The sequence below is a fragment of the Actinosynnema sp. NPDC004786 genome, from assembly GCF_053601135.1.
In genome coordinates, this window is the sequence record NZ_JBSGBG010000004.1 from 219,654 (window position 1) to 244,718 (window position 25,065).

The 25,065-nt window shown below is 72.5% G+C and carries 26 protein-coding genes; 8 read left to right on the forward strand and 18 right to left on the reverse strand.

The genetic code is table 11. From position 1 onward, the window contains the following. The first annotated feature begins 209 nt into the window (after window positions 1-209). Window positions 210-464, forward strand: coding sequence for a WhiB family transcriptional regulator (locus ACWEFJ_RS05710; protein WP_015104912.1), 255 nt, complete (start codon window positions 210-212; stop codon window positions 462-464). 138 nt (window positions 465-602) lie between these two features. Here the strand turns inward: ACWEFJ_RS05710 and ACWEFJ_RS05715 are convergent, their stop codons facing one another. Beyond that, window positions 603-2,081 (reverse strand): histidine kinase N-terminal domain-containing protein, encoded by a 1,479-nt coding sequence (locus tag ACWEFJ_RS05715; RefSeq protein ID WP_449713051.1) that lies wholly within the window; start codon window positions 2,079-2,081, stop codon window positions 603-605. After that, the gene (locus tag ACWEFJ_RS05720) at window positions 2,082-2,297 is read right to left on the reverse strand and encodes a biotin/lipoyl-binding carrier protein (protein ID WP_378083388.1); all 216 of its coding nucleotides are present in this window, start codon (window positions 2,295-2,297) and stop codon (window positions 2,082-2,084) included. It abuts the gene before it with no gap. Window positions 2,298-2,404: 107 nt separating this feature from the next. Between ACWEFJ_RS05720 and ACWEFJ_RS05725 the strand changes: the two genes are divergently transcribed. Further along, the gene (locus ACWEFJ_RS05725) at window positions 2,405-2,479 is read left to right on the forward strand and encodes a 50S ribosomal protein bL37 (protein ID WP_096498094.1); all 75 of its coding nucleotides are present in this window, start codon (window positions 2,405-2,407) and stop codon (window positions 2,477-2,479) included. 60 nt (window positions 2,480-2,539) lie between these two features. Here ACWEFJ_RS05725 and rsrA read toward each other — a convergent pair whose 3' ends face one another. Together rsrA and ACWEFJ_RS05735 are read right to left on the reverse strand one after the other, a co-directional pair. Continuing rightward, window positions 2,540-2,857 carry a mycothiol system anti-sigma-R factor gene (gene rsrA, locus ACWEFJ_RS05730; RefSeq protein WP_378088536.1) on the reverse strand — a complete coding sequence of 106 codons (318 nt, stop codon included), beginning with the start codon at window positions 2,855-2,857 and terminating at the stop codon, window positions 2,540-2,542. Continuing rightward, on the reverse strand, window positions 2,854-3,480 hold the full coding sequence (locus tag ACWEFJ_RS05735; RefSeq protein ID WP_378088534.1) for a sigma-70 family RNA polymerase sigma factor: 627 nt from the start codon (window positions 3,478-3,480) through the stop codon (window positions 2,854-2,856). Before ACWEFJ_RS05735 ends, rsrA begins: the two co-directional genes overlap by 4 nt. Window positions 3,481-3,695: 215 nt before the next feature. On the opposite strand from ACWEFJ_RS05735, the gene ybaK reads away from it, so the two are divergent. Continuing rightward, window positions 3,696-4,172: a Cys-tRNA(Pro) deacylase gene (gene ybaK / locus ACWEFJ_RS05740; protein WP_449713039.1), complete on the forward strand. Its 477-nt coding sequence runs from the start codon at window positions 3,696-3,698 to the stop codon at window positions 4,170-4,172. 4 nt (window positions 4,173-4,176) lie between these two features. Here the strand turns inward: ybaK and ACWEFJ_RS05745 are convergent, their stop codons facing one another. Both ACWEFJ_RS05745 and ACWEFJ_RS05750 read right to left on the reverse strand, forming a co-directional pair. Next, window positions 4,177-4,791 carry an alpha/beta hydrolase family protein gene (locus ACWEFJ_RS05745; RefSeq protein ID WP_378088530.1) on the reverse strand — a complete coding sequence of 205 codons (615 nt, stop codon included), beginning with the start codon at window positions 4,789-4,791 and terminating at the stop codon, window positions 4,177-4,179. After that, complete coding sequence (locus tag ACWEFJ_RS05750) at window positions 4,788-5,549, reverse strand: SOS response-associated peptidase (RefSeq protein ID WP_378088528.1); 762 nt, start codon at window positions 5,547-5,549, stop codon at window positions 4,788-4,790. The genes ACWEFJ_RS05745 and ACWEFJ_RS05750 overlap by 4 nt, the downstream gene beginning before the upstream one ends. A 97-nt stretch (window positions 5,550-5,646) precedes the next feature. On the opposite strand from ACWEFJ_RS05750, the gene aroA reads away from it, so the two are divergent. Continuing rightward, on the forward strand, window positions 5,647-6,921 hold the full coding sequence (gene aroA / locus ACWEFJ_RS05755; protein ID WP_378088526.1) for a 3-phosphoshikimate 1-carboxyvinyltransferase: 1,275 nt from the start codon (window positions 5,647-5,649) through the stop codon (window positions 6,919-6,921). Between the two features lies 1 nt (window position 6,922). Continuing rightward, window positions 6,923-7,933: a ribosome small subunit-dependent GTPase A gene (gene rsgA / locus ACWEFJ_RS05760; RefSeq protein ID WP_378088524.1), complete on the forward strand. Its 1,011-nt coding sequence runs from the start codon at window positions 6,923-6,925 to the stop codon at window positions 7,931-7,933. Between the two features lie 170 nt (window positions 7,934-8,103). Here the strand turns inward: rsgA and ACWEFJ_RS05765 are convergent, their stop codons facing one another. Genes ACWEFJ_RS05765 through ACWEFJ_RS05775 form a run of 3 tightly spaced genes read right to left on the reverse strand, consistent with a single transcriptional unit; the run spans window position 8,104 to window position 10,653 of the window. Continuing rightward, a complete protein-coding gene (locus tag ACWEFJ_RS05765; protein ID WP_378088522.1) occupies window positions 8,104-8,595 on the reverse strand; it encodes a DUF6912 family protein in 492 nt (163 codons plus the stop codon). Next, on the reverse strand, window positions 8,592-9,968 hold the full coding sequence (locus ACWEFJ_RS05770; RefSeq protein WP_449713040.1) for a WS/DGAT/MGAT family O-acyltransferase: 1,377 nt from the start codon (window positions 9,966-9,968) through the stop codon (window positions 8,592-8,594). Before ACWEFJ_RS05770 ends, ACWEFJ_RS05765 begins: the two co-directional genes overlap by 4 nt. Window positions 9,969-9,978: 10 nt before the next feature. Next, window positions 9,979-10,653, reverse strand: coding sequence for a phosphotransferase (locus ACWEFJ_RS05775; protein WP_449713041.1), 675 nt, complete (start codon window positions 10,651-10,653; stop codon window positions 9,979-9,981). Between the two features lie 63 nt (window positions 10,654-10,716). Here ACWEFJ_RS05775 and ACWEFJ_RS05780 point away from each other — a divergent pair, with 63 nt between their 5' ends. Continuing rightward, window positions 10,717-11,487, forward strand: coding sequence for a TrmH family RNA methyltransferase (locus ACWEFJ_RS05780; RefSeq protein ID WP_449713042.1), 771 nt, complete (start codon window positions 10,717-10,719; stop codon window positions 11,485-11,487). 420 nt (window positions 11,488-11,907) lie between these two features. On the opposite strand, the gene ACWEFJ_RS05785 is transcribed toward ACWEFJ_RS05780, so the two are convergent. Continuing rightward, window positions 11,908-12,318, reverse strand: coding sequence for an HAD-IA family hydrolase (locus tag ACWEFJ_RS05785; protein WP_378088514.1), 411 nt, complete (start codon window positions 12,316-12,318; stop codon window positions 11,908-11,910). 57 nt (window positions 12,319-12,375) lie between these two features. Between ACWEFJ_RS05785 and ACWEFJ_RS05790 the strand changes: the two genes are divergently transcribed. Continuing rightward, complete coding sequence (locus tag ACWEFJ_RS05790; RefSeq protein WP_449713043.1) at window positions 12,376-12,756, forward strand: Rv3235 family protein; 381 nt, start codon at window positions 12,376-12,378, stop codon at window positions 12,754-12,756. 686 nt (window positions 12,757-13,442) lie between these two features. On the opposite strand, the gene secA is transcribed toward ACWEFJ_RS05790, so the two are convergent. The 7 genes from secA to ACWEFJ_RS05825 all read right to left on the reverse strand — a co-directional run bounded on the left by secA (window position 13,443) and on the right by ACWEFJ_RS05825 (window position 23,821). Beyond that, window positions 13,443-16,319, reverse strand: a complete 2,877-nt coding sequence (gene secA / locus ACWEFJ_RS05795; RefSeq protein WP_449713044.1) for a preprotein translocase subunit SecA — start codon at window positions 16,317-16,319, stop codon at window positions 13,443-13,445. A 570-nt stretch (window positions 16,320-16,889) separates the two neighbouring features. Continuing rightward, complete coding sequence (gene hpf / locus ACWEFJ_RS05800) at window positions 16,890-17,582, reverse strand: ribosome hibernation-promoting factor, HPF/YfiA family (protein ID WP_378088510.1); 693 nt, start codon at window positions 17,580-17,582, stop codon at window positions 16,890-16,892. A 431-nt stretch (window positions 17,583-18,013) separates the two neighbouring features. Further along, the gene (locus ACWEFJ_RS05805) at window positions 18,014-18,634 is read right to left on the reverse strand and encodes a ComF family protein (RefSeq protein ID WP_449713045.1); all 621 of its coding nucleotides are present in this window, start codon (window positions 18,632-18,634) and stop codon (window positions 18,014-18,016) included. An 81-nt stretch (window positions 18,635-18,715) separates the two neighbouring features. Continuing rightward, the gene (locus tag ACWEFJ_RS05810) at window positions 18,716-20,446 is read right to left on the reverse strand and encodes an LpqB family beta-propeller domain-containing protein (protein ID WP_378088507.1); all 1,731 of its coding nucleotides are present in this window, start codon (window positions 20,444-20,446) and stop codon (window positions 18,716-18,718) included. Further along, window positions 20,443-22,152: an MtrAB system histidine kinase MtrB gene (mtrB, locus tag ACWEFJ_RS05815; protein WP_378088505.1), complete on the reverse strand. Its 1,710-nt coding sequence runs from the start codon at window positions 22,150-22,152 to the stop codon at window positions 20,443-20,445. Before mtrB ends, ACWEFJ_RS05810 begins: the two co-directional genes overlap by 4 nt. Window positions 22,153-22,316: 164 nt before the next feature. Then, a complete protein-coding gene (mtrA, locus tag ACWEFJ_RS05820) occupies window positions 22,317-22,994 on the reverse strand; it encodes an MtrAB system response regulator MtrA (RefSeq protein ID WP_015104936.1) in 678 nt (225 codons plus the stop codon). Between the two features lie 185 nt (window positions 22,995-23,179). After that, window positions 23,180-23,821, reverse strand: coding sequence for a dTMP kinase (locus ACWEFJ_RS05825; RefSeq protein ID WP_378088503.1), 642 nt, complete (start codon window positions 23,819-23,821; stop codon window positions 23,180-23,182). Window positions 23,822-23,962: 141 nt separating this feature from the next. On the opposite strand from ACWEFJ_RS05825, the gene ACWEFJ_RS05830 reads away from it, so the two are divergent. Further along, window positions 23,963-24,922: a hypothetical protein gene (locus ACWEFJ_RS05830; protein ID WP_378088501.1), complete on the forward strand. Its 960-nt coding sequence runs from the start codon at window positions 23,963-23,965 to the stop codon at window positions 24,920-24,922. 46 nt (window positions 24,923-24,968) lie between these two features. Here ACWEFJ_RS05830 and ACWEFJ_RS05835 read toward each other — a convergent pair. Further along, a partial coding sequence (locus ACWEFJ_RS05835) for an adenosylhomocysteinase (protein ID WP_449713052.1) occupies window positions 24,969-25,065 on the reverse strand: 97 nt, incomplete at its 5' end.

A 25,065-nucleotide genomic window follows, 5' to 3' on the forward strand; every position in this document is an offset into this window, starting at 1 on the left:
CGGTACCGATCCGCGACGTTCCGACCTGGTGTGACACCTCTGCGTGAAACCCCAGGTGAACTCAGTCGATCTTTCGGGTGAGTTCACTCACCGGGTTGGTGCTAAACCCTTGACATCCCCGCCGTTCGTGAAAGCATTCACAAGCACCCCAAAACCGACCGCTGACGAGTGGCGCGCCTGCGCGCGCGCCTAGCTGAGGAGTAGTTCCAATGGACTGGCGCCACCGCGCGATCTGCCGCGACGAGGACCCCGAGCTGTTCTTCCCCGTGGGGAACAGCGGTCCTGCGCTCCTGCAGATCGCCGAGGCGAAGACCGTCTGCCGCCGCTGCCCCGTCGTCTCCGACTGCCTCGCGTGGGCGCTCGAGAGCGGCCAGGACGCCGGCGTGTGGGGCGGGATGAGCGAAGACGAGCGTCGCGCCCTCAAGCGCCGCAACGCTCGCACCCGGGCTCGCAGCAACGCCTGAGCCCCGGCCGCATCCGGCAAGCAGACGAAAGGCCCGACACCGTGCCAGGTGTCGGGCCTTTCGCTTTGTGTTGCACACCCTCCCGCGTGACCACGTGACTCCGCTGAGGTAGGTCGTCACGTGTGCACGGGGAGCAGTCTAACGCCGCGCCCTGAGGGGTACGCGCAGGACCGCCTCTGTACCGCCTCGGGGCCGCCTCCGCAAGCTCAGCGAGCCCCTGAGTTCGGACTCCACCAGCGTCCGCACGATCTGCAGGCCGAGCCGGTCGGTGCGCTCCAGCGAGAAGCCCTGCGGCAGGCCGCGGCCGTCGTCCGAGATCACCACGTCCAACCACTTCGCCGACCGCTCGGCGTGCACGACCACCTCGCCGCGCTGGCCGGCCGCGTACGCGTGCTCGAACGCGTTCTGCACGAGTTCGGTCAGCACCATCACCAGCGGCGTGGCCAGCTCGGCCGGGACGATGCCGAACGGGCCCTCGCGGCGCACCACCACCTGCGACTCGGTGGCGGCCACGTCCGACATCATCGGGATGACCTTGTCCACCACGTCGTCGAGGTCCACCCGCTCGTCCACCGACATGGACAGCGTCTCGTGCACCAGCGCGATCGACGTGACCCGGCGCACCGACTCGGCCAGCGCCTCCCGCGCCTCCTCGCTGCTGGTCCGCCTGCTCTGCAGGCGCAGCAGCGCGGCCACCGTCTGCAGGTTGTTCTTCACCCGGTGGTGGATCTCGCGGATCGTCGCGTCCTTCGACATCAGGGCGCGGTCGCGGCGGCGGACCTCGGTGACGTCGCGGCACAGCACCAGCGCGCCCGCCGCGCTGCCCCGCGGCCGCAGCGGCAGCGCCCGGAACAGCACCGCCGCGCCGCGCCGCGACTCGGCCTCGATGCGCATGCCCGGCTGCCCGTCCAGGGCCGCCCGGATGCGCTGCGCCACCTCCGTGGCGTCGAACGGGTCACCGATCAGCGACCGGGTCAACGGCGCCAGGTGCACCCCGACCAGGTCGGACGCGTGGCCCATGCGGTGGTAGGCGCTCAGCGCGTTGGGGCTCGCGAACACCACCGCGCCCGAGGCGTCCAGCCGGATCAGGCCGTCGCCGACGCGAGGGCTGGTGTGCACGTCCGGCGACGGCTCGGCGGTCGGGAACGTGCCGTCGGAGATCATCTGGCACAGGTCCGCGGCGCTGCCCAGGTAGGAGATCTCCAGCGGGCTCGGCACGCGCGGCACGGCCAGGTTCGTGTTGCGGCTGAGCACCGCGATGACCTCGCCGTCGCGGGTGACCGGGATCGCCTCGCGGCGCACCGGCACGCCCAGGTGCCAGCGCGGGTCCTCCTCGCGGCAGATCCGCGCCTCGGTCATGGCCCGGCGCAGCTGCGGGTGCTCCTCGACGTCCACCACGCTGCCCACGACGTCCTCGGGGTGCGCGGTGGGCGCGGTCGTGGGCCGGGCCTGGGCGACGCACAGGAACGTCGTGTCGTCGACCGGCGCCCACATCAGGAAGTCGGCGAAGCTGAGGTCGGACAGCAGCTGCCACTCGGCGACCACCAGCTGGAGGTGGTCGACGGCGCTGCCGGACAGCTTGGTGTGCTCGGCCAGGAGGTCGGTGAGCGTGGACAGCTACTCCACCACCGCGATCAGGTCGCCCTCCTGGACCACGTCACCGGGGGACACGGCGATGCGGGCGATGCGGCCGGAGCCCTCCGGGAGGACCGGGATCTCCATCTTCATGCTCTCGAGCACCACGACGGTCGTCTCGTGCGTGACCTCGTCACCCTCTTCGACGGCGATCTGGGCCACGTTGGCCACGATCTCGGCCCGGATTTCCTCGGCCATCGTCCTCCTTAGTCCGGGCCCATCCAACCACGGTTCAGGCCCGGTGCGGTGCACCGGTGACCGCGTGACACACTGTCGTGAGGTAGTTCGAGCACTAGGAGAACCCCATGTCGAAGCGTGCCCGCAAGCGCCGCGACCGCAAGAAGGGCGGCGCCAACCACGGGAAGCGCCCCAACGCCTGATCGACGTCACGGCGTGCGAAGGGCCCCGGAGCGACCGCTCCGGGGCCCTTCGACTGGGGTTCAGGCGTCGGAAGACTCGGACGACCTGGTCAGCGTGGTCGTGACCTCGACCTCCACCGACGTGGTGTCCGCGGTCTGGTAGAGCCGGGCGCGCAGCCGCCGCCGCAGCTCCTCCGGCGCGTGCTCGCCGCCGCACTTGCGGGCCAGCAGCGCCTTCAGGTGCTCCTCGATGCCGTACTGCTCCAGGCACGGGTGGCACTCCTCCAGGTGCGTCTGGAGCAGGGCCTTGCGCTTCTCGTCGCACTCGCGGTCGAGGAACAGGTACACCTCGGCCAGCACCTCGGAGCAGTCCGTCTCGTGCGGTTCGCCGCAGCTCATCGGTCCGCCACCTCCTGCCGGCCGTCGCGGATGATGCCGCGCTCGCGGGCGACGTCCGCCAACTGGTCGCGAAGCTGCCTGCGGCCCCGGTGCAACCGGGACATCACGGTGCCGATGGGGGTGCCCATGATGTCTGCGATCTCCTTGTAGGCGAAGCCCTCGACGTCGGCGAGGTAGACGGCGATCCGGAACTCCTCCGGCAGTCGCTGCAGGGCTTCCTTGACGTCCGAGTCGGGGAGCCGGTCCATCGCCTCCACCTCGGCCGACCGCAGCCCGGTCGACGTGTGGCTCTCCGCCTGCGCCAGCTGCCAGTCGGTGATCTCGTCCGTCGGCTGCTGGATCGGCTGGCGCTGCTTCTTGCGGTAGCCGTTGATGTAGGTGTTGGTGAGGATGCGGTACAGCCACGCCTTGAGGTTCGTGCCCTCCGAGAAGGACGCGAAGGCCGCGTACGCCTTCAGGTAGGTCTCCTGGACCAGGTCCTCGGCGTCGGCGGGGTTGCGGGTCATCCGCAGGGCCGCCGAGTACAACTGGTCGAGCATCGGCATCGCGTCGCGCTCGAACCGCGCTGCGCGCTCGGCCGTTGTCTCGTCAGTCGGCGTGTCCTGCGTTCGCGTGGCTGGCACCGCGCTCCCTTCCCACCGGCTGGTCAGCGCGGTGGCCGGTACTGTCTGGGACGCAGTCGAGGATACGCGGCGCTCGCCGGGGCGGCAGGGGGCGGAGCCTCGCGGTGGACGTGCCCTGACCTGCCTGCTGACCTGCTGCTCCATCACCTCGGTAGCCACATCCCGCACCAACGCGACGGACGTGCCGGGCATTCCCCGTACTAGGGTGCGCGTCCATGGCCGGACGTGGGACGCCCGCCACCGCGTTGCTGGACAAGCAGAAGGTGGCCTACGCGCTGCACGCCTACGAGCACGACCCCCGCCACGAGTCGTACGGGCTGGAGGCGGCCGAGGCGTTGGGGATCGCGCCCGAACGGGTGTTCAAGACGCTGGTCGCGGAGGTGGACGGCAGGTTGGCCGTCGGTGTGGTGCCCGTCACCGGGCAGCTCGACCTGAAGGCGCTGGCCGCCGCCGTGGGCGGGAAGAAGGCGAGGATGGCCGACGTCGCCGCCGCCGAGCGGGCCACCGGGTACGTCGCGGGCGGCATCTCGCCGCTGGGGCAGAAGAAGCGGCTGCCGGTGGCGCTGGACGCCTCGGCGCGGGGCTTCGACACCATCTGCTGCTCGGCCGGGCGGCGCGGGCTGGAGGTCGAGCTGGCGCCGGAGGACCTGGTCCGGCTGACGCAGGCGGTCGTGGCGCCGATCTCGGCCTGACCGGTCACACGTCCAGCGGGCGCAGCACCCGGTCGAGCCACTCGCCGACGGACCGGCCCAGCGCGGCCACGTCGGCCTTGAGGTTGTGGTCGCCGGGCAGCAGCACCACGTCGCGGTGGTGCGCCGGGCCCGGCCGGCCGAACGGGTCGTTCTCGCCCTGCACGACCAGGACGGGCACCTCGACGCCGTCCAGCTCGGGCAGCCGGGACTTCTCCGGCTTGCCCGGCGGGTGCACCGGGAACGCCAGGCACAGCACCGCGACGGCCTGCCCCTCGGCCGCCGTCCGGCACGCCACCCGCGCGCCGGACGAGCGGCCCCCGAACACCAGGGGCAGGTCGGCGAACCAGCTCGACCCCAGCTCCTCGGCGACCGCGAGCCACGCCGCGTCGAGCTGCCCGGCGGGCGCGGGCGCGCGGCGGCCGGCCACCCGGTAGGGCTGCTCCACCAGCGCCACGTGCACGCCGACGCCCACCGCCGCCCGCGCCGCCGCGACCAGGTCGGGCGCGGCGATCCCGCCGCCCGCGCCGTGCCCGAGGAGCAGCGCGGCGCGACTGCCGGAGGCGCAGTGCAGCTCGGCCCGCGCGGGGCCGTGGGGCGTGTCGACCTGCCGGGAGGTCATGTCAGCTCGAACAGGGTGGGCTCCGGCTTCTCGGCCTCGCCCAGCCGGACCGCGTCCATCAGCGACGGGTCGTTGTTCTTGATGCTGTTGACCCTCATCGACACCGGCCGCAGCTCCAGCGCGTCCACCAGGTCGCGGTCGGGCGCGAGCAGGTCCTTGGGGTCGCCGTTGTCCGGGTCGAGCCACGCCGCCCAGCGGTCCTTCGGCAGCACCAGCGGCATCCGGTGGTGCACCTGCGCCATCTCGCCGATCGCGTCCGTGGTGAGCACGGCGCAGGTGATGACGGGCTTGCGCTCGTCGCCCTCCTGCTGCCACCACACCGACCAGATGCCCGCCAGGGCGAGGCTGGAGTCGTCGCCGGGGTTGATGAAGTACGGCTGCTTGCGGCCCTCGCCGGGCTGCCACTCGTACCAGCCGGCGGCCGGGACGATGCAGCGGCGCTTGGCCGCGGAGTCGCGGTAGGCGGGCTTGTCCAGCACGCTCTCGGCCCGCGCGTTGATCATCTTCGCGGCGCCGGACAGGTCCTTGGCCCAGTGCGGCACCAGGCCCCAGCGCATCACCCGGACGCTGCGCTCGGTGGTGTCCGGGTCGGGGTTGCCGTCCTCGTCGCGCGGGTGCCGCTCCACGACGGCCAGCACCTGCTTGGTCGGCGCGACGTTGTAGTCCGGGCCGGGCGCCGCGCCCTCGGTGCCGTCGACCGCGTCGAACTCCGCCGCGAGCAGCGCGGGGTTCTTCGTGGACGCGTACCTGCCGCACACACCGATCACCTCTCCGGGATTGCCTCGGGTCCGCCATCGTCGCACGTCGGAGTGCCCGGTGCGAGCTGTCGTCAACCCGATGCGGGATCATCGGGCCATGACTCAGCAGTGGTCCGCTCCCACCGCCGACGGCCCGGTCGACGCGACAGTACCCGTGCCCGGCTCCAAGTCGATCACCAACCGCGCGCTCGTGCTCGCCGCGCTGGCCGACGGGCCGTCCGCGCTGCACGCCCCGCTGCGCAGCCGGGACACGAACCTGATGGCCGCCGCGCTGCGCTCGCTCGGCGTCGACGTCGCCGACGGCCCGGACGGGTCCTGGCTGGTCACACCCCACGAGCTGCGCGGACCGGCGCAGGTCGACTGCGGCCTGGCGGGCACCGTGATGCGGTTCCTGCCACCCGCCGCCGCGCTCGCGGTCGGCGACGTCACGTTCGACGGCGACCCGCACGCGCGGGTCCGGCCCATGACCACGATCCTGGACGCGCTGCGGGCGCTGGGCGCGGACGTCGCGGGCGACGCGCTGCCGTTCACCCTGCACGGCAAGGGCGGCCTGCCCGGCGGCGAGGTGACCATCGACGCGTCGGCGTCGTCGCAGTTCGTGTCGGGGCTGCTGCTGTCGGGCGCGCGGTACGAGAGCGGCGTGACCGTGCGGCACGACGGCAAGCCGGTGCCCTCGCTGCCCCACATCGAGATGACCGTGACCATGCTGCGCGAGGCCGGGGTCGCGGTGGACGACTCGGCGGCGAACGAGTGGCGGGTCGAGCCGGGCCCGATCGCGGGCCGCGACTGGCACGTCGAGCCGGACCTGTCCAACGCCACGCCGTTCCTCGCCGCGGCGGCCGTGACCGGCGGCCGGGTGACGATCCCGGGGTGGCCCGCGGAGACGACCCAGCCGGGCGGGGCGGCGCGGGACCTGTTCGAACGGATGGGCTGCGAGGTCGGGCTGACCGACGAGGGCCTGGTGCTGCGCGGCCCGGACCGGCTGACCGGGATCGACGTGGACCTGCGCGACGAGAGCGAGCTGACGCCCACCGTGGCGGCCCTGGCGGCGCTCGCGGAGGGCCGGACCCGCATCCGCGGCGTGGCGCACATCCGCGGCCACGAGACCGACCGGATCGCCGCGCTGGCCGCCGAGATCAACCGCCTGGGCGGTGACGCCGAGGAGACCGAGGACGGCCTGGTCATCACGCCCCGGCCGCTGCGCGGCGGCGTCTGGCGGGCCTACGCCGACCACCGGATGGCGACCGCGGGGGCGATCATCGGCCTGGTCGTGCCGGGTGTGTCGGTGGACGACATCGGGTCCACGACGAAGACGATCCCGGACTTCCCGGGGATGTGGGCGGCCATGCTGTCGCAGCCGGGGGCGCGCTGACGTGGCGCGGGGCGACTGGCGGCGGTTGGACGAGTCCGACGTGCGGGTGCGGCCGGGCAAGGGGACCCGGCCGCGCAGCAAGCGCCGGCCCGAGCACGCGGACGCGGTGCCCGCCATGGTCGTCGGCGTGGACCGCGGGCGGTGGACGTGCGCGCTGGACGAGGACCCGGCGCGGATGGTGGTCGCCATGCGGGCGCGGGAGCTGGGCCGCACGCCGGTCGTCGTCGGCGACCACGTCGGGCTGGTCGGCGACACGTCCGGGCAGCCGGACACGCTGGCGCGGATCGTCCGGGTGGCGGAGCGGCGGTCCGTGCTGCGGCGCACGGCGGACGACACGGACCCGTTCGAGCGGGTGGTGGTGGCCAACGCCGAGCAGCTCGTGATCGTGTCGGCGCTGGCCGACCCGCAGCCGCGCCGCGGCTTCATCGACCGCTGCCTGGTCGCCGCGTACGCGGGCGGGCTGGAGCCCCTGCTGTGCCTGACGAAGTCCGACCTCGCGCCGCCGGACGACCTGCTCGCCGCCTACGCCGAGCTGGACCTGCCGGTGGTCGTGACGCGGTCCGACCAGGACCCGGCCGAGCTGCGCGCGCGGATGGCGCACCGGCTGTCGGCGTTGATCGGCCACTCGGGGGTCGGCAAGTCCACGCTGGTGAACAAGCTGGTGCCGGACGCGCGGCGGGCGGTGGGCGTGGTGAGCGGGGTCGGCAAGGGCCGGCACACGTCCACGCAGACCGTGGCGCTGCCGCTGCCCGAGGGCGGTTGGGCGGTGGACACGCCGGGCATCCGCTCGTTCGGCCTGGCGCACATCACGCCGGACGACATCGTCGCCGCGTTCCCGGACATGAAGGCGATGGCCGAGGAGTGCCCGTCCGGCTGCGGCCACCAGGGCCCGCCGGAGGACCCCGACTGCATGCTGGACGAGCTGGTGCGCACCGGCGAGGCGTCACCCGGCCGGCTGGCCTCCCTGCGCCGCCTGCTGTCCTCCCGCTCCAAGCTGGAGGAATACGACTAACCCGCGCGTGTCCTACCTCCAGAACCCGCGTGTCCCACCTCCAGAACGCGAGAGTCCTACGTTCAGAACGCGTGAGTCCTACGTTCAGGACCCCTGAGTTCAACGCTCGGAACGGGCGACCAGGGCGTTCGCACCCCGGCGGCGGGCCGCTGCCGGGGTGACGCCGACGCCTACATCAGCTCCAGCAGGAACGGCAGCTCCTGCGGCGCGTACCAGGCCAGCTCGTGGTCCTCCGCGCCGCCCAGCGCGAACTCGGCGTCGGGATCGCCCAGGTCCGCCGCGTCGATCACCTCGGCCGCCGCGCGCACGTCGTCCTCGGCGTCCAGCGTGTCCAGGTGGATCGCGGCGATGGCCTTCATCGGCACCGGGCCGGACAGCTTCACCACGGAGAAGTCCAGGTCCGGCCGCAGCTTCACGTCGTCCACGTCCGCGGACACCACCGCGCGCCTCGGCGCGGCCTTCTCGTCGCCCGCGATCAGCCGCAGCGAGCCGCGCGCGGCGTCGAGCATCGCCGAGTACTCCAGCTCCTCCGTGTCGCCGGTCGCGTACGACTCGCGCAACGCGGGCGTCAGGGCGAACCCCGTCCCGCCCACCGGGACGAACTCGCCCCGCTCCAGCAGGTCGCGCAGCATCGCGACGGTCGCCGGGAGGTACACCCTCATGCGGACACCGTTCCCATCAGTTCCTCCACCGACTCCTCGACCATCGCCGCCAGCACGTCCACATCGGACATGGCGTCGCGGTCCGCGTTCAGGCCGAAGTACACGCCACCGTCATACGACGTCACGCCGATCGACAACGCCTGGTTCTTCGCCAACGGCACCACGGGGAACATCTCGATCATCCTCGCGCCCGCCGCGTACAGCGGCACCTGCGGCCCCGGCACGTTCGTCACCACGACGTTGAACAACCGCCGCGAGAACGACGACGCCGCCCGCGCGCCCAACGCGTGCAGCGTCGGCGGCGCGAAGCCCGACAACCGCACCAGCGTCTGCGCCGCCACCGACTGCCCCGACTCCTGGTGCGCCCGCATCGCGTGCGACACGTGGTGCAGCCGCACGGCCGGGTTCGGCTCGCCCACCGGCAGGTCGACCAGGTACGCCGACACCTGCGCCTCGTCGTCCCGCACGGACATCGGGGCCATCGCCCGGATCGTGGTGCCCGCCGTCACGACCTCGCCGCGCGACAGCAGCCAGTTCCGCAGCGCGCCGGACAGCACCGCGAGCACGCCGTCGTTCACCGTGCCGCCGTGCGCCCGCCGGACCGCCCGGAACGCCTCCAGCTCGGTCCGCGCCACCGCGAACCGCCGCTGCGGCGAGATCCGCACGTTCAGCGGGCTGCCGGGCGCGGGCGTCGCGGCGGTCCGCACCGCGGACACCAGCCCGCCGAACACCCCGGCCACCTTGCGCACCGTGGCCACCGTGTCCATGGCCGCCGACCGGGCGTTCTCCACGACCTCGCCGGGCCGCTGCACGGCCTCGGCCACCGCGTCGGCCACGAGCTGCAACCCGCTCGGCTCCGGCGACGGCATCCACAGCGACTCGACCGGCGGCCGCGGCGTCGGCGACACGTCCAGCATCACCTGCCCGATCTCCGGCGCGCCGATGCCGTCGACCATCGCCTGGTGCGTCTTGGTGATCACCGCGGTCCGGTTCCGGGCCAGGCCCTCGACCAGGTAGACCTCCCACAGCGGCCGGGTGTGGTCCAGCGGCCGGGACATCAGCCGCGCCACCAGGTCGTGCAGCTGCCGGTCGCTGCCCGGTTTCGGCAACGCCGAGCGCCGCACGTGGTACGTGACGTCGAAGTCCGCGTCGTCCACCCACACCGGCCGCGCGAGCCGTCCGGGCACGTGCACGACCTTCTGCCGGTAGCGCGGCACCAGCGACAGCCGCTGCTCGATCAGGTCGACCAGGCGGTCGTAGTCGAAGCCCGAGCGCGGCCGCCGGAACACCGCCACCCCGCCGACGTGCATCGGCGTCGTGGAGTCCTCCAGGTACAGGAACGAGGCGTCCAGCGCGGACAGGCGGTCGGGCATGCCGCCCAGGCTAGTCGCTGCAGTGCCGCACGAGCCGCTGCACGGCGCTGACCTCGGCTTCGTCGCGCTCGTGCCGGGCGAGCCTGATCGCCGCGGCGGCCGGCATCGCCCGCCGGGCCTCGGCCCGCACCGAGCCGTCGACCCCGGACAGGAACCCGCGCACCATCCGCGACCGGGCGAGCCGCATCACCGGCCGCAGCGGCGCGACCGCCATCGCGAGCCAGCTCAGCGCCACGTCGAGCTTCCGGTCGCCCTTGACCGCGCTCCCCCAGTCGACGACCACCGCGCCCTCGGGGCCGAGCACCACGTTGCCGGGGTGCAGGTCGAGGTGCAGCAGGTCGCCGTCGCCGTCGCCGTCGAGGAAGGTCGGCGCGGGCACCCGGTCGAGCCTGCCGTGCAGCCCGGCCAGCTCGCGGCCCAGCGCACCCGCCCGCCACGGCTTCGCGTCCAGCTCCTGCGACATGCGCGGACCGGGCACGTACTCCATGACCAGCTCCGGCCCCGACGCCTCCGCCACCCGGGGCACCGGTATGCCGTGCCCGCGGAGGTAGCGCATCAGCTCGGCCTCGGGCCGCAGGTCGCGCCCCGTGCGGCTGCGCTTGACCAGCAGGCCGTCGGGTCGCAGGTAGACGTCCGCCTCCCGGCCGCTGGCCAGCAGACGGTGCGCCTCGTCGCGCGATGTCATGTGACGATCATCATGATTGACAGCGAAGAAACAAGCCCCAATCGGGTAGAGGACACTTGTTCCGTGGATGTGTCACCCAAGGACAAGTTCGTCACCGTGTACGGCCGCAAGCCCGTGCTGGAGGCCCTGGACGACCCGAGGCTCGAGGTCGACAAGGTCGTGCTCGCCGACACGGCCCGCGGCCCGGCCGCCCGGGAGATCCTGGACGCGGCCGGTCGGCGGGGTGTCGCGGTGCAGCGGGCTTCCGCGCAGCGGGTCAAGGTGCTGGCCGGGAACGGCAAGCAGGACCAGGGCGTGCTGGCGGACGTGGTCGCGCCCCGCATGCGGCCGCTGGGGGCGGGGCTGCGCGAGCTGGGGTCGCGGGGGTGCGTGCTCGTGCTCGACGGGATCACCACGCCGGCGAACGTCGGCATGATCCTGCGCACGGCGACGGCGGCGGGGATGGACGGCATCGTCGTGCCGCGGCGGGGTGTGGCGTCCCTCGACCCGCTGGTGGTGAAGGCGTCGGCGGGGGTGGCGTTCCGGGCTCCGGTGCTGCGGTGCGCGACGGCCGCGGAGGCCGTGGTCGCGTTGCGGGAGGCCGGGTACCCGGTCTTCGCGCTCGACGCCGACGCGCGGTCGTCGGTGTACTCGGCGGACCTGCCGGCGCGGGCGGCGTTCGTGCTGGGCAGCGAGACGGCCGGGATCTCGCCCGACGTGCGGCCGCACGTGACGGGGTGGTTGTCGATCCCGATGGCGGCGGGGGTCGAGTCGTTGAACGTCGCCAGTGCGGCGGCCGTGCTGTGCTTCGAGGTGGTCCGGCGGCGGACGACCGGGGCCGGCGCTCGCGCGTAGTGGGGTGGTCGTGGCCGGTCTTCGCCGATCGCGCGCTCTGGCGCGGCCGCTCGGTCCTGATCGGTGGTGGCCGGTCGTGCGCTCGATCGTAGCCGGCCGGCCTTGCTCGGTGGTGGCCTGGTCGGTCGGGCGTGGCGTGGTCGATCGGGCGTGGTGTCGTGGCGGTCGGGCTTCGGCGCAGCGCGGGTGCCCGAGGGCCGCTCCGGCACCCGCGCTGCCTATCCCGGCTGATCGGTGGCTCACCACAGCCACCCGACGCGGTACCCGTCGGGCCGTCCCGACCAGCCTCGGACGTCCCGCGTCCGCGCCGCTTCCCACGACGCGGATCGCGGGACCACGTTTCGGTGGAACCTACGGACGTCATCGGGTGACAGACAATTCCTCGCCCCGGTGGAATACCGGTCGCCGTTCGTGACCGAATTAGCTCTGGAGGGGGATGTCCAGCAGGATTTCGAGTTCCTGGAGCGTGGAATGCACGGACTGGTGGTGCACACCGACCATTCCGGCCGCCGCCGCGCCCCGGACGTTGACCGCGAGGTCGTCCACGAAGACGCACTCGTGCGCGGGCAGGCCGAGGCGTTCGGCGGTCAGGAGGTAGATGCGGCGGTCGGGTTTGGCCAGGCCGACGTCGCCGGAGGTGACGACGACGTCGAACACGTCCTCCCACCCCGCAGGCGGCCGCCACCGGAAGTCGGCGTTGGACAGCACGGCGGTGAGGATGCCCTGGTGACGTGCCTGGCGCGTGGCCACGAGGAGGGGTGGTTCGAGTGCCGCGAGGTCGTCGCCCGGGTCCGTGAGGACGCCGCCGAAGTCCAGGACCAGTCCCCGCACCGTGCCTCCATCGGGTGATCTTGGTACGAAAACCCGGGCGTGCGCCCTCGGTTCAGCATGCCACCTCGACTGCGCCCCCTGTCCTCCGCGAACGCCGACCGGCCCGCCACCCCGCCGGCCGCTCCCCCGCCGAGCACCTCGCCCGACCCCGCCCTCGACGCCCGCCACTTCCTGTTCCCGCTGGTGGAGGCCCTGAGCGGCCGCCGGCCACCGCGCCAACTGTCGGCCACGTTCGAGCCACGCGCCCTGACCACCGTGGCCCGCGCCGCCACCCCCACCCGAACCCGCCTGGGCCGCTACCGGCTGTGCCACGTGTCGCCGGACGCGGCGGAGCTGGCGGGCACGCTGCACATGGAGACGAAAGTCCGCGCATTCGCCGCCCGCGTGGAGCGCCGGGGCTCGCGCTGGCACTGCACCGAATTCCACCTGCTCCCTTGATGGCGTGACCTGGGCCGATCCATGCCCCTCCCGGCCCATTGGTCACACAATCGGGTGACATTGGCCCGAAAATGTACGGAAACACTGTTACCGCACCTCGGTTGATTAAGACCGAGCCGGCAACCACCCCCGACCGCCAACCCACCCACCTGCCCAGCGACCCGACGCGACCCCATGAGGAGGCCCACCGCGAACCCGACACCGCAGCCACGCATCGAGCACACATCAAGGCTCGCAGCAGGAGGCCGACGCCGGAACCGCCCGGAGCCAGCGGGCATGAGCCCGCCACCTCGCCAGCCGAGACCTCTGGGCACCCCGCGCGGCGACTGGGCGCTTCGCCAGGCGATTGGACACCCCGCCAGGCGACCGGGTACGCCGCCAGGCGACGACCCGGCCGGGGACGTGAGGCCGCGGCGGGCGAGCCGTGGCGGGTGAGGTCGCGGCCGATGGGGCTGTCAGGCCGGCCGGAGGGGGTCGCAGCGGGTGGAGCCGTGGCGGGTCGGGCCGCAGCCCTGGTGGATGCGGCGGGGGAAGGCGTGGCCGGTGGGTGGTGCGAGGCCGTGCGGTGCGGGCCGTGCGGTGCGGGAGAGCTGCGGTGCGGGAGCGCAGTGGGTGCGGATGCGCGAAGCGGGGCCCGGTGAGTCGGGCCCCGCTTCGCGTGTGCAGGTGTGGTTTATCGGGATGGGTTACTGGCGCGGCCCCTTGCGCTGGCCCTTCGCCTGGGCGCGGGCGGCGGCGCGGCGTTCTTTGCGGGTGCCGCCCTGCTGGCCGGGGCCGCCCTGCTGGGGGGTCTTGCCGCTGGTCTGGGCGTCGCCGCTCTCCGAGGGGCCCGAGTAGGTCAGGCCCTGCTGGGCGCGGCCGTCCAGGCCCTTGCCGCGCAGGGCGGGCGGGATGGCGTTGCCGCTTTGCAGCTGGGCCAGGGCCGGGCCGGCGGGGGCCTGGTTGGCGGCGGCGGCTTGCTGTTGGGCGGCGGCGGCCGCGGCGGCGCGGGCCCTGGCGCGGCTGCCGGACAGCGGGCCGCCGTTGGTGATGGAGACCTGGACGGGCGGTTCGGCGGCGGGTTCGGGTTCGGCGGCTTCGACCTGCAGGTTGAACAGGAAGCCGACGGTCTCCTCCTTCAACGCGTCCAACATGGCGTTGAACATGTCGAAGCCCTCCCGCTGGTACTCGATCAGCGGGTCGCGCTGGGCCATCGCCCGCAGGCCGATGCCCTCCTTGAGGTAGTCCATCTCGTACAGGTGCTCGCGCCACTTGCGGTCCAGGACGGAGAGCAGGACGCGGCGCTCCAGCTCGCGCATGGCGCCGGGGCCGACCCGGCCGTCGATGTCCGCCTCACGCGCCTCGTACGCGGCCAGGGCGTCGGCCTGCAGCTTCGCCTTCAGCGACTCGCGCGTGATGTCGTCCTCTTCTTCGAGGAGCTTCTTGTGGTCGAGCGTGATCGGGTACAGCGTCTTGAGCGCCGTCCACAGCTGGTCGAGGTCCCAGTCCTCGGCGTAGCCGTCGGCGGTCGCGCCGTCGACGTACTCGCCGACCACGCTGGTGATCATGTGCTCGACCTGTTCGCGCAGGTCCTCGCCGTCGAGCACGCGACGGCGCTCGTTGTAGATGACCTTGCGCTGCTCGTTCATCACCTCGTCGTACTTGAGGACGTTCTTGCGGATCTCGAAGTTCTGCTGCTCGACCTGCGTCTGCGCGCTGCGGATGGCCCGGGTGACCATCTTGTGCTCGATCGGCACGTCGTCCGGCACCTTCAGCCGGGTCATCACGGTCTCGACCATCGCCGCGTTGAACCGGCGCATCAGCTCGTCCTGCAGCGACAGGTAGAACCGCGACTCGCCGGGGTCGCCCTGCCGGCCGGAACGGCCGCGGAGCTGGTTGTCGATGCGCCGCGACTCGTGCCGCTCGGTGCCCAGCACGTACAGGCCGCCGGCCGCGCGGACCTCCTCGGCCTCGGCCTTGACCTCGGCGGTGATCTCCTCGATCAGCTTCGCCCAGGCGGCCTCGTACTCCTCCGGGTTCTCCACCGGGTCGAGGCCGCGTTCGCGCAGCTCGTGGTCGGTGATGATGTCCGGGTTGCCGCCGAGCACGATGTCGGTGCCGCGGCCCGCCATGTTGGTGGCCACGGTGACCGCGCCCTTGCGACCGGCCTTGGCGATGATCAGCGCCTCGCGCTCGTGGTGCTTGGCGTTGAGCACCTCGTGCGGGATGCCCTTGCGGACCAGGAGCTTGGACAGGTACTCCGAGCGCTCGACGCTCGTCGTGCCGACCAGCACCGGCTGGCCCTTGTGGTGCCGCTCGGCGATGTCCTCGGCGACCGCCTCGAACTTCGCCTCCTCGGTCTTGTAGACCAGGTCGGACTCGTCCTTGCGCTGCATCGGGCGGTTCGTGGGGATGGGCACGACGCCGAGCTTGTAGGTCTGGTGGAACTCGGCTGCCTCGGTCTCGGCGGTGCCGGTCATGCCGCCGAGCTTGGCGTACAGCCGGAAGTAGTTCTGGAGGGTGATCGTGGCGAGCGTCTGGTTCTCGGCCTTGATCTCGACGCCTTCCTTGGCCTCGATCGCCTGGTGCATGCCCTCGTTGTAGCGACGACCCGCCAGCACGCGGCCGGTGAACTCGTCGACGATCATGACCTCGCCGTTGCGGACGATGTAGTCCTTGTCCTTGGTGAACAGCTCCTTGGCCTTGATCGCGTTCTGGAAGTAGCCGACCAGCGGGGTGTTGGTCGAGTCGTACAGGTTGTCGATGCCGAGCTGGTCCTCGACGAACTGCACGCCCGCCTCGGTGACGCCGATCGTGCGCTTGCGCTCGTCCACCTCGTAGTGGGTGTCGCGGCGCATCTTCGTGGCCAGGCGCGCGAACTCGACGTACCAGCGCGAGGACTGGTCGGCCGGGCCGGAGATGATCAGCGGGGTGCGGGCCTCGTCGATCAGGATCGAGTCGACCTCGTCGACCAGGGCGAAGAAGTGGCCGCGCTGGACCATCTCGTCCCGGCTCCACGCCATGTTGTCGCGCAGGTAGTCGAAGCCGAACTCGTTGTTCGTGCCGTAGGTGATGTCGGCGTTGTAGGCGACCCGCCGCTGCTCGGGGGTCATCTCGGACAGGATCGCGCCGACGGTCAGGCCGAGGAACCGGTGGATGCGCCCCATCCACTCGGCGTCCCGCTTGGCCAGGTAGTCGTTGGTCGTGACGACGTGCACGCCTTCGCCCGCGATCGCGTTCAGGTACGCGGGCAGCACGGAGGTCAGCGTCTTGCCCTCACCGGTGCGCATCTCGGCGATCTGACCGAGGTGGAGCGCCGCGCCACCCATCAGCTGGACGTCGAAGTGGCGTTGGCCGAGCGTGCGCTTGGCGCCTTCGCGGACGACCGCGAACGCCTCGGGCAGCAGCTCGTCCAGGGACTCGCCGTCGGCGTAGCGCTTGCGGAACTCCTCGGTCTTCGCGCGCAGCTCCGCATCGGAGAGGTCGACGACGTCGTCTTCGAGGTTGTTGATGTGCGCTGCGATGTTGCGCAGGCGCTTGAGCATCTTGCCCTCGCCAGCGCGGAGCAGTCGGGACAGCACCATCCGGGTCGACCTCATTACCTCATCGCGACGCGCCCGGGGGACGGGCGCCTTCCACAGGGGCTCGCCACGGCCATGGCGAGCCTTCACCACTCGCCATCGTAGGCAAGTCGTGGAGGTGTGTGCACAGACACAGGTAGGAACCCTCGTGCGCCGCCCTCTACACCCTCCGGACCACGCCCCGGCACGACCGCGCCGAGATCGCCGTGAGTGATCGGCTCCGAGTGCCCGTCACCCGGTCGGACGCAAAGCCCGCCGGCGGGACGCGTCCGCCGATCCACCGCGCGGCGCGGGCCGGCGGGTGGGCCGTTCCGCGTGCTTTTCCGATCATCGAATACGTGATCGTCGGGAAATCGGTCACGGATCACCGGTGTGATCACGCGAACCGATCACGACCGCCGCGCGCCGGTGTCATTGCGGACGCCCTGAGCTGGGAATCCGGCGAAATCACCGATCTTCGCCGACCGGCCGGGACGACCCGGACGCGGTACGGCCAATTCACCGCGACCCCCGGCGCGCGAGGGCGCCGGGGGTCGCGAAAGTCACGGGTTGGGGACCGTGGTCAGGCGGCGCTCAGGCCAGCCTGATCACGCCGTAGTCGAACCCCTTCCGGCGGTAGACGACGCTCGGACGTCCGCTGTCGGCGTCGGAGAACAGGTAGAAGTCGTGGCCGACCAGTTCCATCTCGTAGAGGGCCTGGTCGACGGTCATCGGCTTGGCGGTGTGCTCTTTCTCGCGCACGATCCGGCCGGGCAGGTTGTCCTCGATGCCGTCTTCCCAGCGCTGCGCGGGCACTTCCGCCATGCCCTCGCGCTCGGGTTCCGGCTCGGCCGCCTCCAGCACGGCCGTGTGGCCCAGCCACATGCCTTGTGCCTGGCCGCCGTCGTTGTCGGGACGCAGGGGGAGCGCTTCCCCGAGTCCGCTGGTCGCCTCGGCGACCGATGTCGGGCCACGTCGCCCGTGGTGCACGCGCCTGCGGTCATGAGAGCGCCGCAGCCGGCTCTCGAGCTTGTTCACCGCGGCGTCCAGGGCGGCGTAGAAGTCGCCCGCGCACGCTTCGGAACGGACCACCGGGCCCCGTCCCTTGCCGGTGATCTCGACGCGCTGGCAGTTCTTCGACTGCCGGCGGTTCGGCTCGTGGAAGAGTTCCACGTCGAAGCGGATGACCTTGCGGTCGTAACGCCCCAATCGGGACAGCTTTTCGGCGACGTGCACCCGGTAGTGATCGGGCACCTCGACGTTGCGGCCCTTAACGACGATGTCCATACACGACCTCCCTCGCTTTGCTGCGAGCAATGGCTTCGGATCGCTGGGCGCCAGATTTCGCGATCGTCTTCGCGGATCGGTCGCTGAGGGTGGCCCCTCAGCGCCCCGCCGGCGCCAGGGTCATGGGCTGTTCGCCTCCTCCCCGCGTGCCGGGAACGCTGATAGCGGTGCACGTTAGCCCGGTATTCGCCGCTGCGACAGCCCCCGGGGCGGGGGAAGTCCAGAATTTTCTCTTCGTAACGGAGAGCGACGAAAATCCGGCGCCGGCCCCACGCCACGCGGGCGTGCCGGCATCGCGCGCTGTCGGCGGCTCACCCGAACGGCCGACCCCGGCGCAGGCGCTCGTCGGCAGAGTGGTTACGTCGAACGGCCTCCGCACGAGCGTCATAACCGGCCAACGGGCAAGCCTCCCGTGAGGTTCCCGGCGCGATTCACCCGTAGGAGTGGGTTCGGCGCGCTGTGGTCAACGTGAGCACAGCGGGTACCCCGATCCCGGCCGCTTTCAACACCGAAACGCACGCCCGTGCCGTGGATCCCGTCGTCACCACGTCGTCCAGCAGGACAACCGGCGCACCCGGCGGGGGCAGCCGTCCGGGGACGAGCCGCACCCGGCCCGCCAGATTCGCCTGTCTGGACGCGGTGTCCAGCCGCACGGAATCGCGAACTCCCCTCGCGAACGCGAGCGCCGGCGCGGTGGAAAAGCCGGACGCCCGTGCCATTCTCAGCACGTGGGAACCGCCGCGGGCGCGGGCGGCCGAGGCGCGCGACGGCGCGGGCACCAGCCACGCGCCCGGACCCACGCCGGGCAGCCGCGGCACGGCGGCGGCCACCAACGCGCCGAACACGGCCGCCAGCTCGCGCCGCCCCCGCTCCTTGAACGCCAGCACCAGCTCCCGCGCCGCACTGCCGTACGCGGCGAGCGCGAACACCGGCGGCCCGGCGCCGGGCACGCGCACGGGTGGGCCGAACGAGGCCAGGCAGGACTCGCACGGGCGCGCGCCCCACGCGCCGCAGCCGGGACAACGGGACGGGAACAGCAGTTCGATCGGCATGCGACCGACGATGCCGGCGGGCACCGACAGAACCGGCCCCTCCGCGCAGGTGCGCGGGGTTCCCGATCGGGTGAAGATGGGTCAGCCCGGGTAGAACACCTGGGTGCCCGCCTCCACCTTGGTCGGCGACGCGCGCCACACGTCGCCCACGTCGTTCGCGCTCCACAACCCGCTCTGGTCGACCGCCAGCACGTTGCGGCCGGGCGCGGCGGTCACCGAGGCCACCGGCGCGGTCAGGTTCGACGTGTTGTACCGCTCGACCCGCACCCCGTCGATGTTCACCTTCGCGATCGGGTACGCCGACAGCGACGTGCTGGCCACCAGCACGTCCTGCGCGAGCCAGTCCAGCGCCAACGCGCTGTTGCCGAGCTGCGACGGCTGGAGGTGGCGCGGCGACCGCAGCGACACCGCCGAGTCCTGCCCCTTGACCACGGCCGCGACCACGAGCTTGCCGTCCACGACGGCCGCCACCCGGGTGCCGTCGCGGGACAGCCGCAGCTCGCTGATCCGGCCCAGCTCGACCAGCTCCGAGGCGTTGACCGCGTTCGCCGTCCACCCGCCGTCGGTCTTGATCACGCGCACCACGTTCGCGCCGTCGGCGACGGTCCACACCTCCGTGCCCGGCTCGCCCTGCCGGCCGCTGAGCAGCCACGTCGGCCGGGTCATGGTGGAGGCGCGCAGGTCCACCTCGGCCAACTGCTCGGCCGTCGGCCCGACCCGCAGCCGCACGGAGTTCTCCCCCGTCCGGCTGACCACGGCCAGTTGGCTGCCGTCCAGCGACTGCGCCGCGCCGACCGCGTGGTAGTCGCCCGTGCCCGCCGGGCCGGGCACCGGGTCGCCGGTGAGGTGCTTGACCCGGCCGCCCGACACCAGCAGGCCCGCCAGGTCGGCGTTGGGCGTGGTCAGCGCCTCGCCGGTCTGCACGTCGCCGGGCCGCCACTCGTGCTGGTCGGCGTTGATGAACTGGCCCTCGACCAGCACCCGGATGCGGCTGCTGCTGACGCCCGCGAGCGACTTCACCACCTGCGCCACGATCTGCTTGCCGACCTGCGCGGTGATGTCGCCGACCTTGGTCAGGTCCACCTCCAACGCGCCGTCGTTGGCCTCGGACGTGCTCTTGCGCTGGGTCGCGCCGTTCGGGATGGCCGTGACCAGCGCGCCCCGCATGCCCACGGCGGGGCCCTTGAGCAGCAGGCTCGTCACCCGGCTGGGGATCGACGTGGACGGCGCGATGACGACCCAGCGCGGGTCGGGCACGAGGACGGTGAAGTCCGGGCTGTAGAAGAACAGCGTCACCCGCTGGTAGTTCTGCTGGAACCCGCCCAGCGGCACGTAGATGCCGTCCGGCGGCGCGGAGATGCGCCACTGGTCGTCGGCGTCCTTCTCGATCCCGATCGGCGTGTCGAGCGCGCCGATGAGCTGGATGAACGAGTTGTCCTCCAGCTGGAGCCGGCCGACGTTGCGGCCCTGGAGCAGCACGACGCGGTGCTTGTCGTCGGCGGTCAGGCCGGGCGTCGGCACGGTGTTGAACGTCGTGTCGATGATCGTCGGCGTGCCCTTGGTGTTCCACGCCTTCTTGGCGTCCTCGGTCAGGTACGCCTTGGCCGCCGCGTAGTCGCCCTCGGGGTTGGCGGAGGCGTTGACGAACTCCCGGACCAGCGTCAGCGGGTCGATGTCCCGGACCGGCTCGGGCGCGGCGGCCCGGGTGGCGTTGCCCACCGACGGGTTGACCGCGATCGGCGAGGTCTCGGTGGGGATCGCGGCGCAGCCCGCGGCCACCAGCACGGCCAGGAGCACCGCGAGGAGCCTCACCGGACCTCCTCGCGTTCGCCGGTGACGGGTTGCGCGGGCTGCCACGTGATCTCCTCCTCGGTCAGCTCGACCTCCTCCGCCGCCTCCGGCTCGTCGGGCTCGGGCTCGACCACGGGCGGCAGGTCCGGGGGCTCCAGCGGGAGCGGGCTGGACGTCAGCTCGTGGCCGAGGCGGCACGGCAGGGTGAGCCGGAACACCGCGCCGAGCCCGCGTTCGCCCCACGCCTCCAGCCACCCGCCGTGCAGGCGCGCGTCCTCCAGGCTGATGGACAGGCCCAGGCCGGTGCCGCCGGTGCGGCGGTTGCGGGACGGGTCGGCGCGCCAGAAGCGGTTGAACACCAGGTCCGCCTCGCCGGGCCGCAGGCCGACGCCGTGGTCGCGGACGGTCACCGCGACCGCCTCCCCGTCACCCCGCAGGGTCAGCTCGACCGGCATGCCCTCGCCGTGGTCGATGGCGTTGGCCAGCAGGTTGCGCAGGATCCGCTCGACCCGGCGGGAGTCCAGCTCGGCGGTGACCTCCTCGTCGGGCAGGTCCATCACGATCGTGGTGCCGCTGCTGTTGGCGATGGCGCGCACCGCGTCGTGGGCGCGGCGGGCCAGCACGCGGATGTCGACCAGCTCGGCGGCCAGCTCCTCCACGCCCGCGTCCAGCCTGCTGATCTCCAGCAGGTCGCCGAGCAGCGACTCGAACCGGTCCAGCTCGTCGACCAGCAGCTCGGTGGAGCGGGCCAGGCCGCCGGGGAACTGCTCCCGGGAGGCGTGCAGCACGTCCGCGGCCATCCGCACGGTCGTCAGCGGGGTGCGCAGCTCGTGCGAGACGTCGGAGGTGAACCGGCGCTGGAGCTGGCCGAACTCCTCGAGCTGGTGGATCTGCCGCTGGATGCTGGCGGCCATCTCGTTGTACGACTCGGCCAGGCGCGCCACGTCGTCCTCGCCGACCACGGGCATGCGCTCGTCGAGGCTGCCGTCGGCGAACCGCTCGGCGATCTCGGCGGCCTGCCGGACCGGCCGCACGACCTGCCGCGTGACCAGGTTCGCGATCAGCGCGAGCAGCAGGAGCAGCACGATGCCGCCGACGACCAGGGTGCTCTGCACGACGTCGGCGGTGGCCTGCTCGCTGGTCAGCGGGAACAGCAGGTACAGGTGCATGGCGCGGGCGGAGCTGTTCACCGGTTTGCCGACCACGAGCAGGGTCGTCGGCCCGGTCTCCCGTTCCACGGTGGTGATCTGGTAGCCGGCGCTGCCCCGTTCGAGCATCTTGAACAGGCCGTCCGGCACGTCCTCGTACTGGCCGACGGCGACCGGCAGGCCGTCGGAGCCGGTGCCGACGGGGTCGCGGAGCACCGGCTCGAACGCGCCCGCGCCGGAACTGGTGGGGTCGAGGTCGACCCCCGACGTATTGATCTTGTTCAGGGCGGTGGTGAACCGGGTCTTGACGCTGTCCGGGCCGGGGTTGAGGCCCGCCAGGTCGGGCTGGATCGCCGCCGCGCTGGCCTCGGTCTGCCGGACCGCCGCCTCGATCTTGGTCTCCAGCAGCTGCCCGGTGATCTGCACCTGGAGCACCATGCCGAGCACGAACACCACGGCGGAGGACAGCGCGAGCGTGCTGACCACGACCCGCAGCTGCAACGAGCGCCGCCACAGCTCGCCGAACGCGACGACCTGCCGACGCGCGCGCTGCACCACGCGACGCGCCTCGCGCGCCACGGGGTCGAACCACCGGGGCTTGGGGTGACGGAGAGCGCCGCCTCCGGCTGCACCGGGCTCGGGGGTCCGCGACCGGTCGTCCGACGATCCGGGCGCCTGATCGCCGGCCGGCGCGTCGCGGACGACCGACCCGCCCTCGCGGGGTCGCCGGGGGAGGCGCCTCGTCACGGCGGCCCGGCCTTGTACCCGACCCCGCGCACGGTCAGCACCACCTCGGGGTGCTCCGGGTCGCGCTCGACCTTGGACCGCAGCCGCTGCACGTGGACGTTCACCAGCCGCGTGTCCGCCGCGTGCCGGTAGCCCCACACCTGCTCCAGCAGCACCTCGCGGGTGAACACCTGGCGCGGCTTGCGGGCCAGCGCCACGAGCAGGTCGAACTCCAGCGGGGTGAGCTGGATCGGCTTGCCCTCGCGCAGCACCTCGTGGCCGGGCACGTCGATGGTCAGATCGCCGATCTGGAGCACCTCGGCGGGCTCGGCCTCGGTGCGGCGCAGGCGGGCGCGGATGCGCGCCACCAGCTCCTTCGGCTTGAACGGCTTGACCACGTAGTCGTCCGCGCCGGACTCCAGGCCCAGCACCACGTCGACGGTGTCGCTCTTCGCGGTCAGCATCACGATCGGGACGCCCGACTCGGACCGGATCGCCTTGCAGACGTCGATGCCGTTCATGCCCGGGAGCATCAGGTCCAGCAGGACCAGGTCCGGCTTCAACTCGCGCAGCGCGGGCAGCGCGCGGGCGCCGTCGGCCACCACAGCGGTGTCGAAGCCCTCGCCCCGAAGCACGATGGTCAGCATCTCCGCCAGAGCGGGGTCGTCGTCGACGACGAGCACGCGTGCCTTCATACCCAACATCGTCCCACTAGTGGTCGGAAGTCCACGCACCCCCCAGCGGTCATCGCTGCTGGTCGCCGTGCGCGTCCACTCCGTAGCCGGTCTGTGCCGCCGATCCACGAGCCCACCTCGTCCCGCTGAACGCGAATCCTCAGCGACTCATCGGTGGGGTGGTGACGTTTCGTTACTTTTTTACACTAACGGGGGAACCACCGGTCGAGGAGCGGATCGACGCGCAGGTCAGCGGTGCCGTCCAGCACCTCCCAGGGGGAGAGCCACCCGGCTGCGGCCAGCCCGTCGTAGACGGCGGCGCAGCGCCCCTGGAGGCCGCCGTCCGACTCGTACAGGTCGCGGTCGCGGGACTCCTCGGCCTCGCGGTGCGCCGCCCGGTCCGCCGCCACGGCCGGGGGCACGCGGAGCAGCAGGTGCAGGTCCGGGATCGGCAACCCGAAGCGGTCCACCTCCAGCGCCCGCAGCCACGCCACGAACGCGCCGTCGGCGCCCTGGCCCAGCCGGGCCGCCCCGTAGGCCGCGTTCGACGCGATGTACCGGTCGAGCAGGACCACGTCGTACCGGTCGAGGTCGGCGCGGATCGCGTCCCCCGCGCCACGCCGGTCCAGCGCGTAGAGGACGGCCATGCCGTACACCGAGTCGGTCAGGTCGCCGAGCCGGCCGTGCAGCGCGTCGCGCACCAGGTCGGCGTGCACGTCCTGGTCGTAGCGGGGGAACGCGCCGGTCGAGACCTTCGCGCCCCGCGCGCCCAGGGCGTCGGTCAGCGCCCTGGCCAACGTGCGCTTGCCCGCGCCGTCCAGGCCCTCGATCACGACGAGTTTTCCCACGAGGCACACCCTAAGGGGCACCACCTCTGCACGATCGGCGGCACCACTTCCCCCAGTTGGGTGATGAGAGATCCTTTGCGTCACCAGATTGAGTGACTACGGTGAACCCCATTTCCGGTTGCGCGAAAGGGTGGTGCCGCGGTGACCGCGGATTCCGGGCACGCCAGACCGGTCGACGACCAGGCCGCCCAGCCGCCGGGGAGCCTGCCCAACGGCCTCGCCGAGACCCTGCGCTACGGGCCGTTCCACCGGGCGCTGCACGACGCCATCGCGCACCGCGGCCTCTCGCTGGCCCGGCTGCGCGCGCACCTCGGGCAACTGGGCGTCCAGGTCGGGCAGTCCACCCTCAGCTACTGGCAGCGCGGGTTGCGGCACCCCGAAGTGCCCCGCGCCATCAACACCGTGCGGGCGTTGGAGACGGTGCTGAGGCTGCCGGCGGAGTCGCTGGTGGCGCTGGTCGGCAACCGGCCGCAGCCGCGGCCCGCCAGGCCGGGCGCCTGGGGGTCGCCGACGCCGGTGGTGTCGGAGTTCGAGCCGGTCGGCGACGTCGGCGCGAACGCCGGCATCGAGGTGCTGTCCGTGCACGACACCGTGCTGATCGGGCCCGAGCGGGAGCAGCGGTCGATCAGCACGCGGCTGGTGGTCCGGGCGACGAAGGCCGGGCCGGACCGGTACCTGGCCGTGCACCAGGGCGACGAGGGCTGCCTGATCGACAACGCGCTCGTGCGACCGGGCGAGGGGTGCCGGCTGGGCCGGCTGCGCCGGCAGCTCGCCACCCGCGGGCTCGTGTTCGAGCTGCTGTTCGACCGCCGGCTCGCCGAGGGCGAGGAGCACGTGTTCAGCTTCACCGTGGTGGACGACACCGGCGGGCCGACGCCCGGCCACCGGCGGTCGTTCCGCGAACCGTGCCGCGGCTACCTGCTGCAACTGGCGTTCAACCGCCGTGCCCTGCCCGCGCGGTGCACCAGGCAGTTCCGGGTGGACGCCGACGCGGCCCCGGTGGACCTGGAGGAGCTGGTGTGCGGGCTCGGCGGGTTCGTCAGCGCCTACTTCCAGGACGTCGGGCCCGGCGTCGCGGGCATCGGCGTCGAGTGGACGTAGCGGAACGGCCGGGGCCGCGACGGGCCCCGGCCGTTCGGACCGCAGGTCAGTAGCGGTAGTGCTCGGGCTTGTAGGGGCCGTCCACGTCGACGTCGATGTACTCGGCCTGGTCCTTGGTCAGCTTGGTGAGCTTGCCGCCGAGG

Bases quoted from the DNA above. Each gene is read 5' to 3' on its own strand.
- ACWEFJ_RS05720 (WP_378083388.1), bottom strand. From the start codon at position 2,297: ATGGCCGAGGAAATCCGGGCCGAGATCGTGGCCAACGTGGCCCAGATC.
- ybaK (WP_449713039.1), top strand. From the start codon at position 3,696: ATGGCCGGACGTGGGACGCCCGCCACCGCGTTGCTGGACAAGCAGAAG.
- rsrA (WP_378088536.1), bottom strand. From the start codon at position 2,857: ATGAGCTGCGGCGAACCGCACGAGACGGACTGCTCCGAGGTGCTGGCC.
- ACWEFJ_RS05775 (WP_449713041.1), bottom strand. From the start codon at position 10,653: ATGACATCGCGCGACGAGGCGCACCGTCTGCTGGCCAGCGGCCGGGAG.
- hpf (WP_378088510.1), bottom strand. From the start codon at position 17,582: ATGGACATCGTCGTTAAGGGCCGCAACGTCGAGGTGCCCGATCACTAC.
- ACWEFJ_RS05790 (WP_449713043.1), top strand. From the start codon at position 12,376: ATGCCACCTCGACTGCGCCCCCTGTCCTCCGCGAACGCCGACCGGCCC.
- aroA (WP_378088526.1), top strand. From the start codon at position 5,647: ATGACTCAGCAGTGGTCCGCTCCCACCGCCGACGGCCCGGTCGACGCG.
- ACWEFJ_RS05770 (WP_449713040.1), bottom strand. From the start codon at position 9,968: ATGCCCGACCGCCTGTCCGCGCTGGACGCCTCGTTCCTGTACCTGGAG.
- ACWEFJ_RS05745 (WP_378088530.1), bottom strand. From the start codon at position 4,791: ATGACCTCCCGGCAGGTCGACACGCCCCACGGCCCCGCGCGGGCCGAG.
- ACWEFJ_RS05710 (WP_015104912.1), top strand. From the start codon at position 210: ATGGACTGGCGCCACCGCGCGATCTGCCGCGACGAGGACCCCGAGCTG.
- mtrA (WP_015104936.1), bottom strand. From the start codon at position 22,994: ATGAAGGCACGCGTGCTCGTCGTCGACGACGACCCCGCTCTGGCGGAG.
- ACWEFJ_RS05805 (WP_449713045.1), bottom strand. From the start codon at position 18,634: ATGCCGATCGAACTGCTGTTCCCGTCCCGTTGTCCCGGCTGCGGCGCG.
- secA (WP_449713044.1), bottom strand. From the start codon at position 16,319: ATGGTGCTGTCCCGACTGCTCCGCGCTGGCGAGGGCAAGATGCTCAAG.
- ACWEFJ_RS05765 (WP_378088522.1), bottom strand. From the start codon at position 8,595: ATGAGGGTGTACCTCCCGGCGACCGTCGCGATGCTGCGCGACCTGCTG.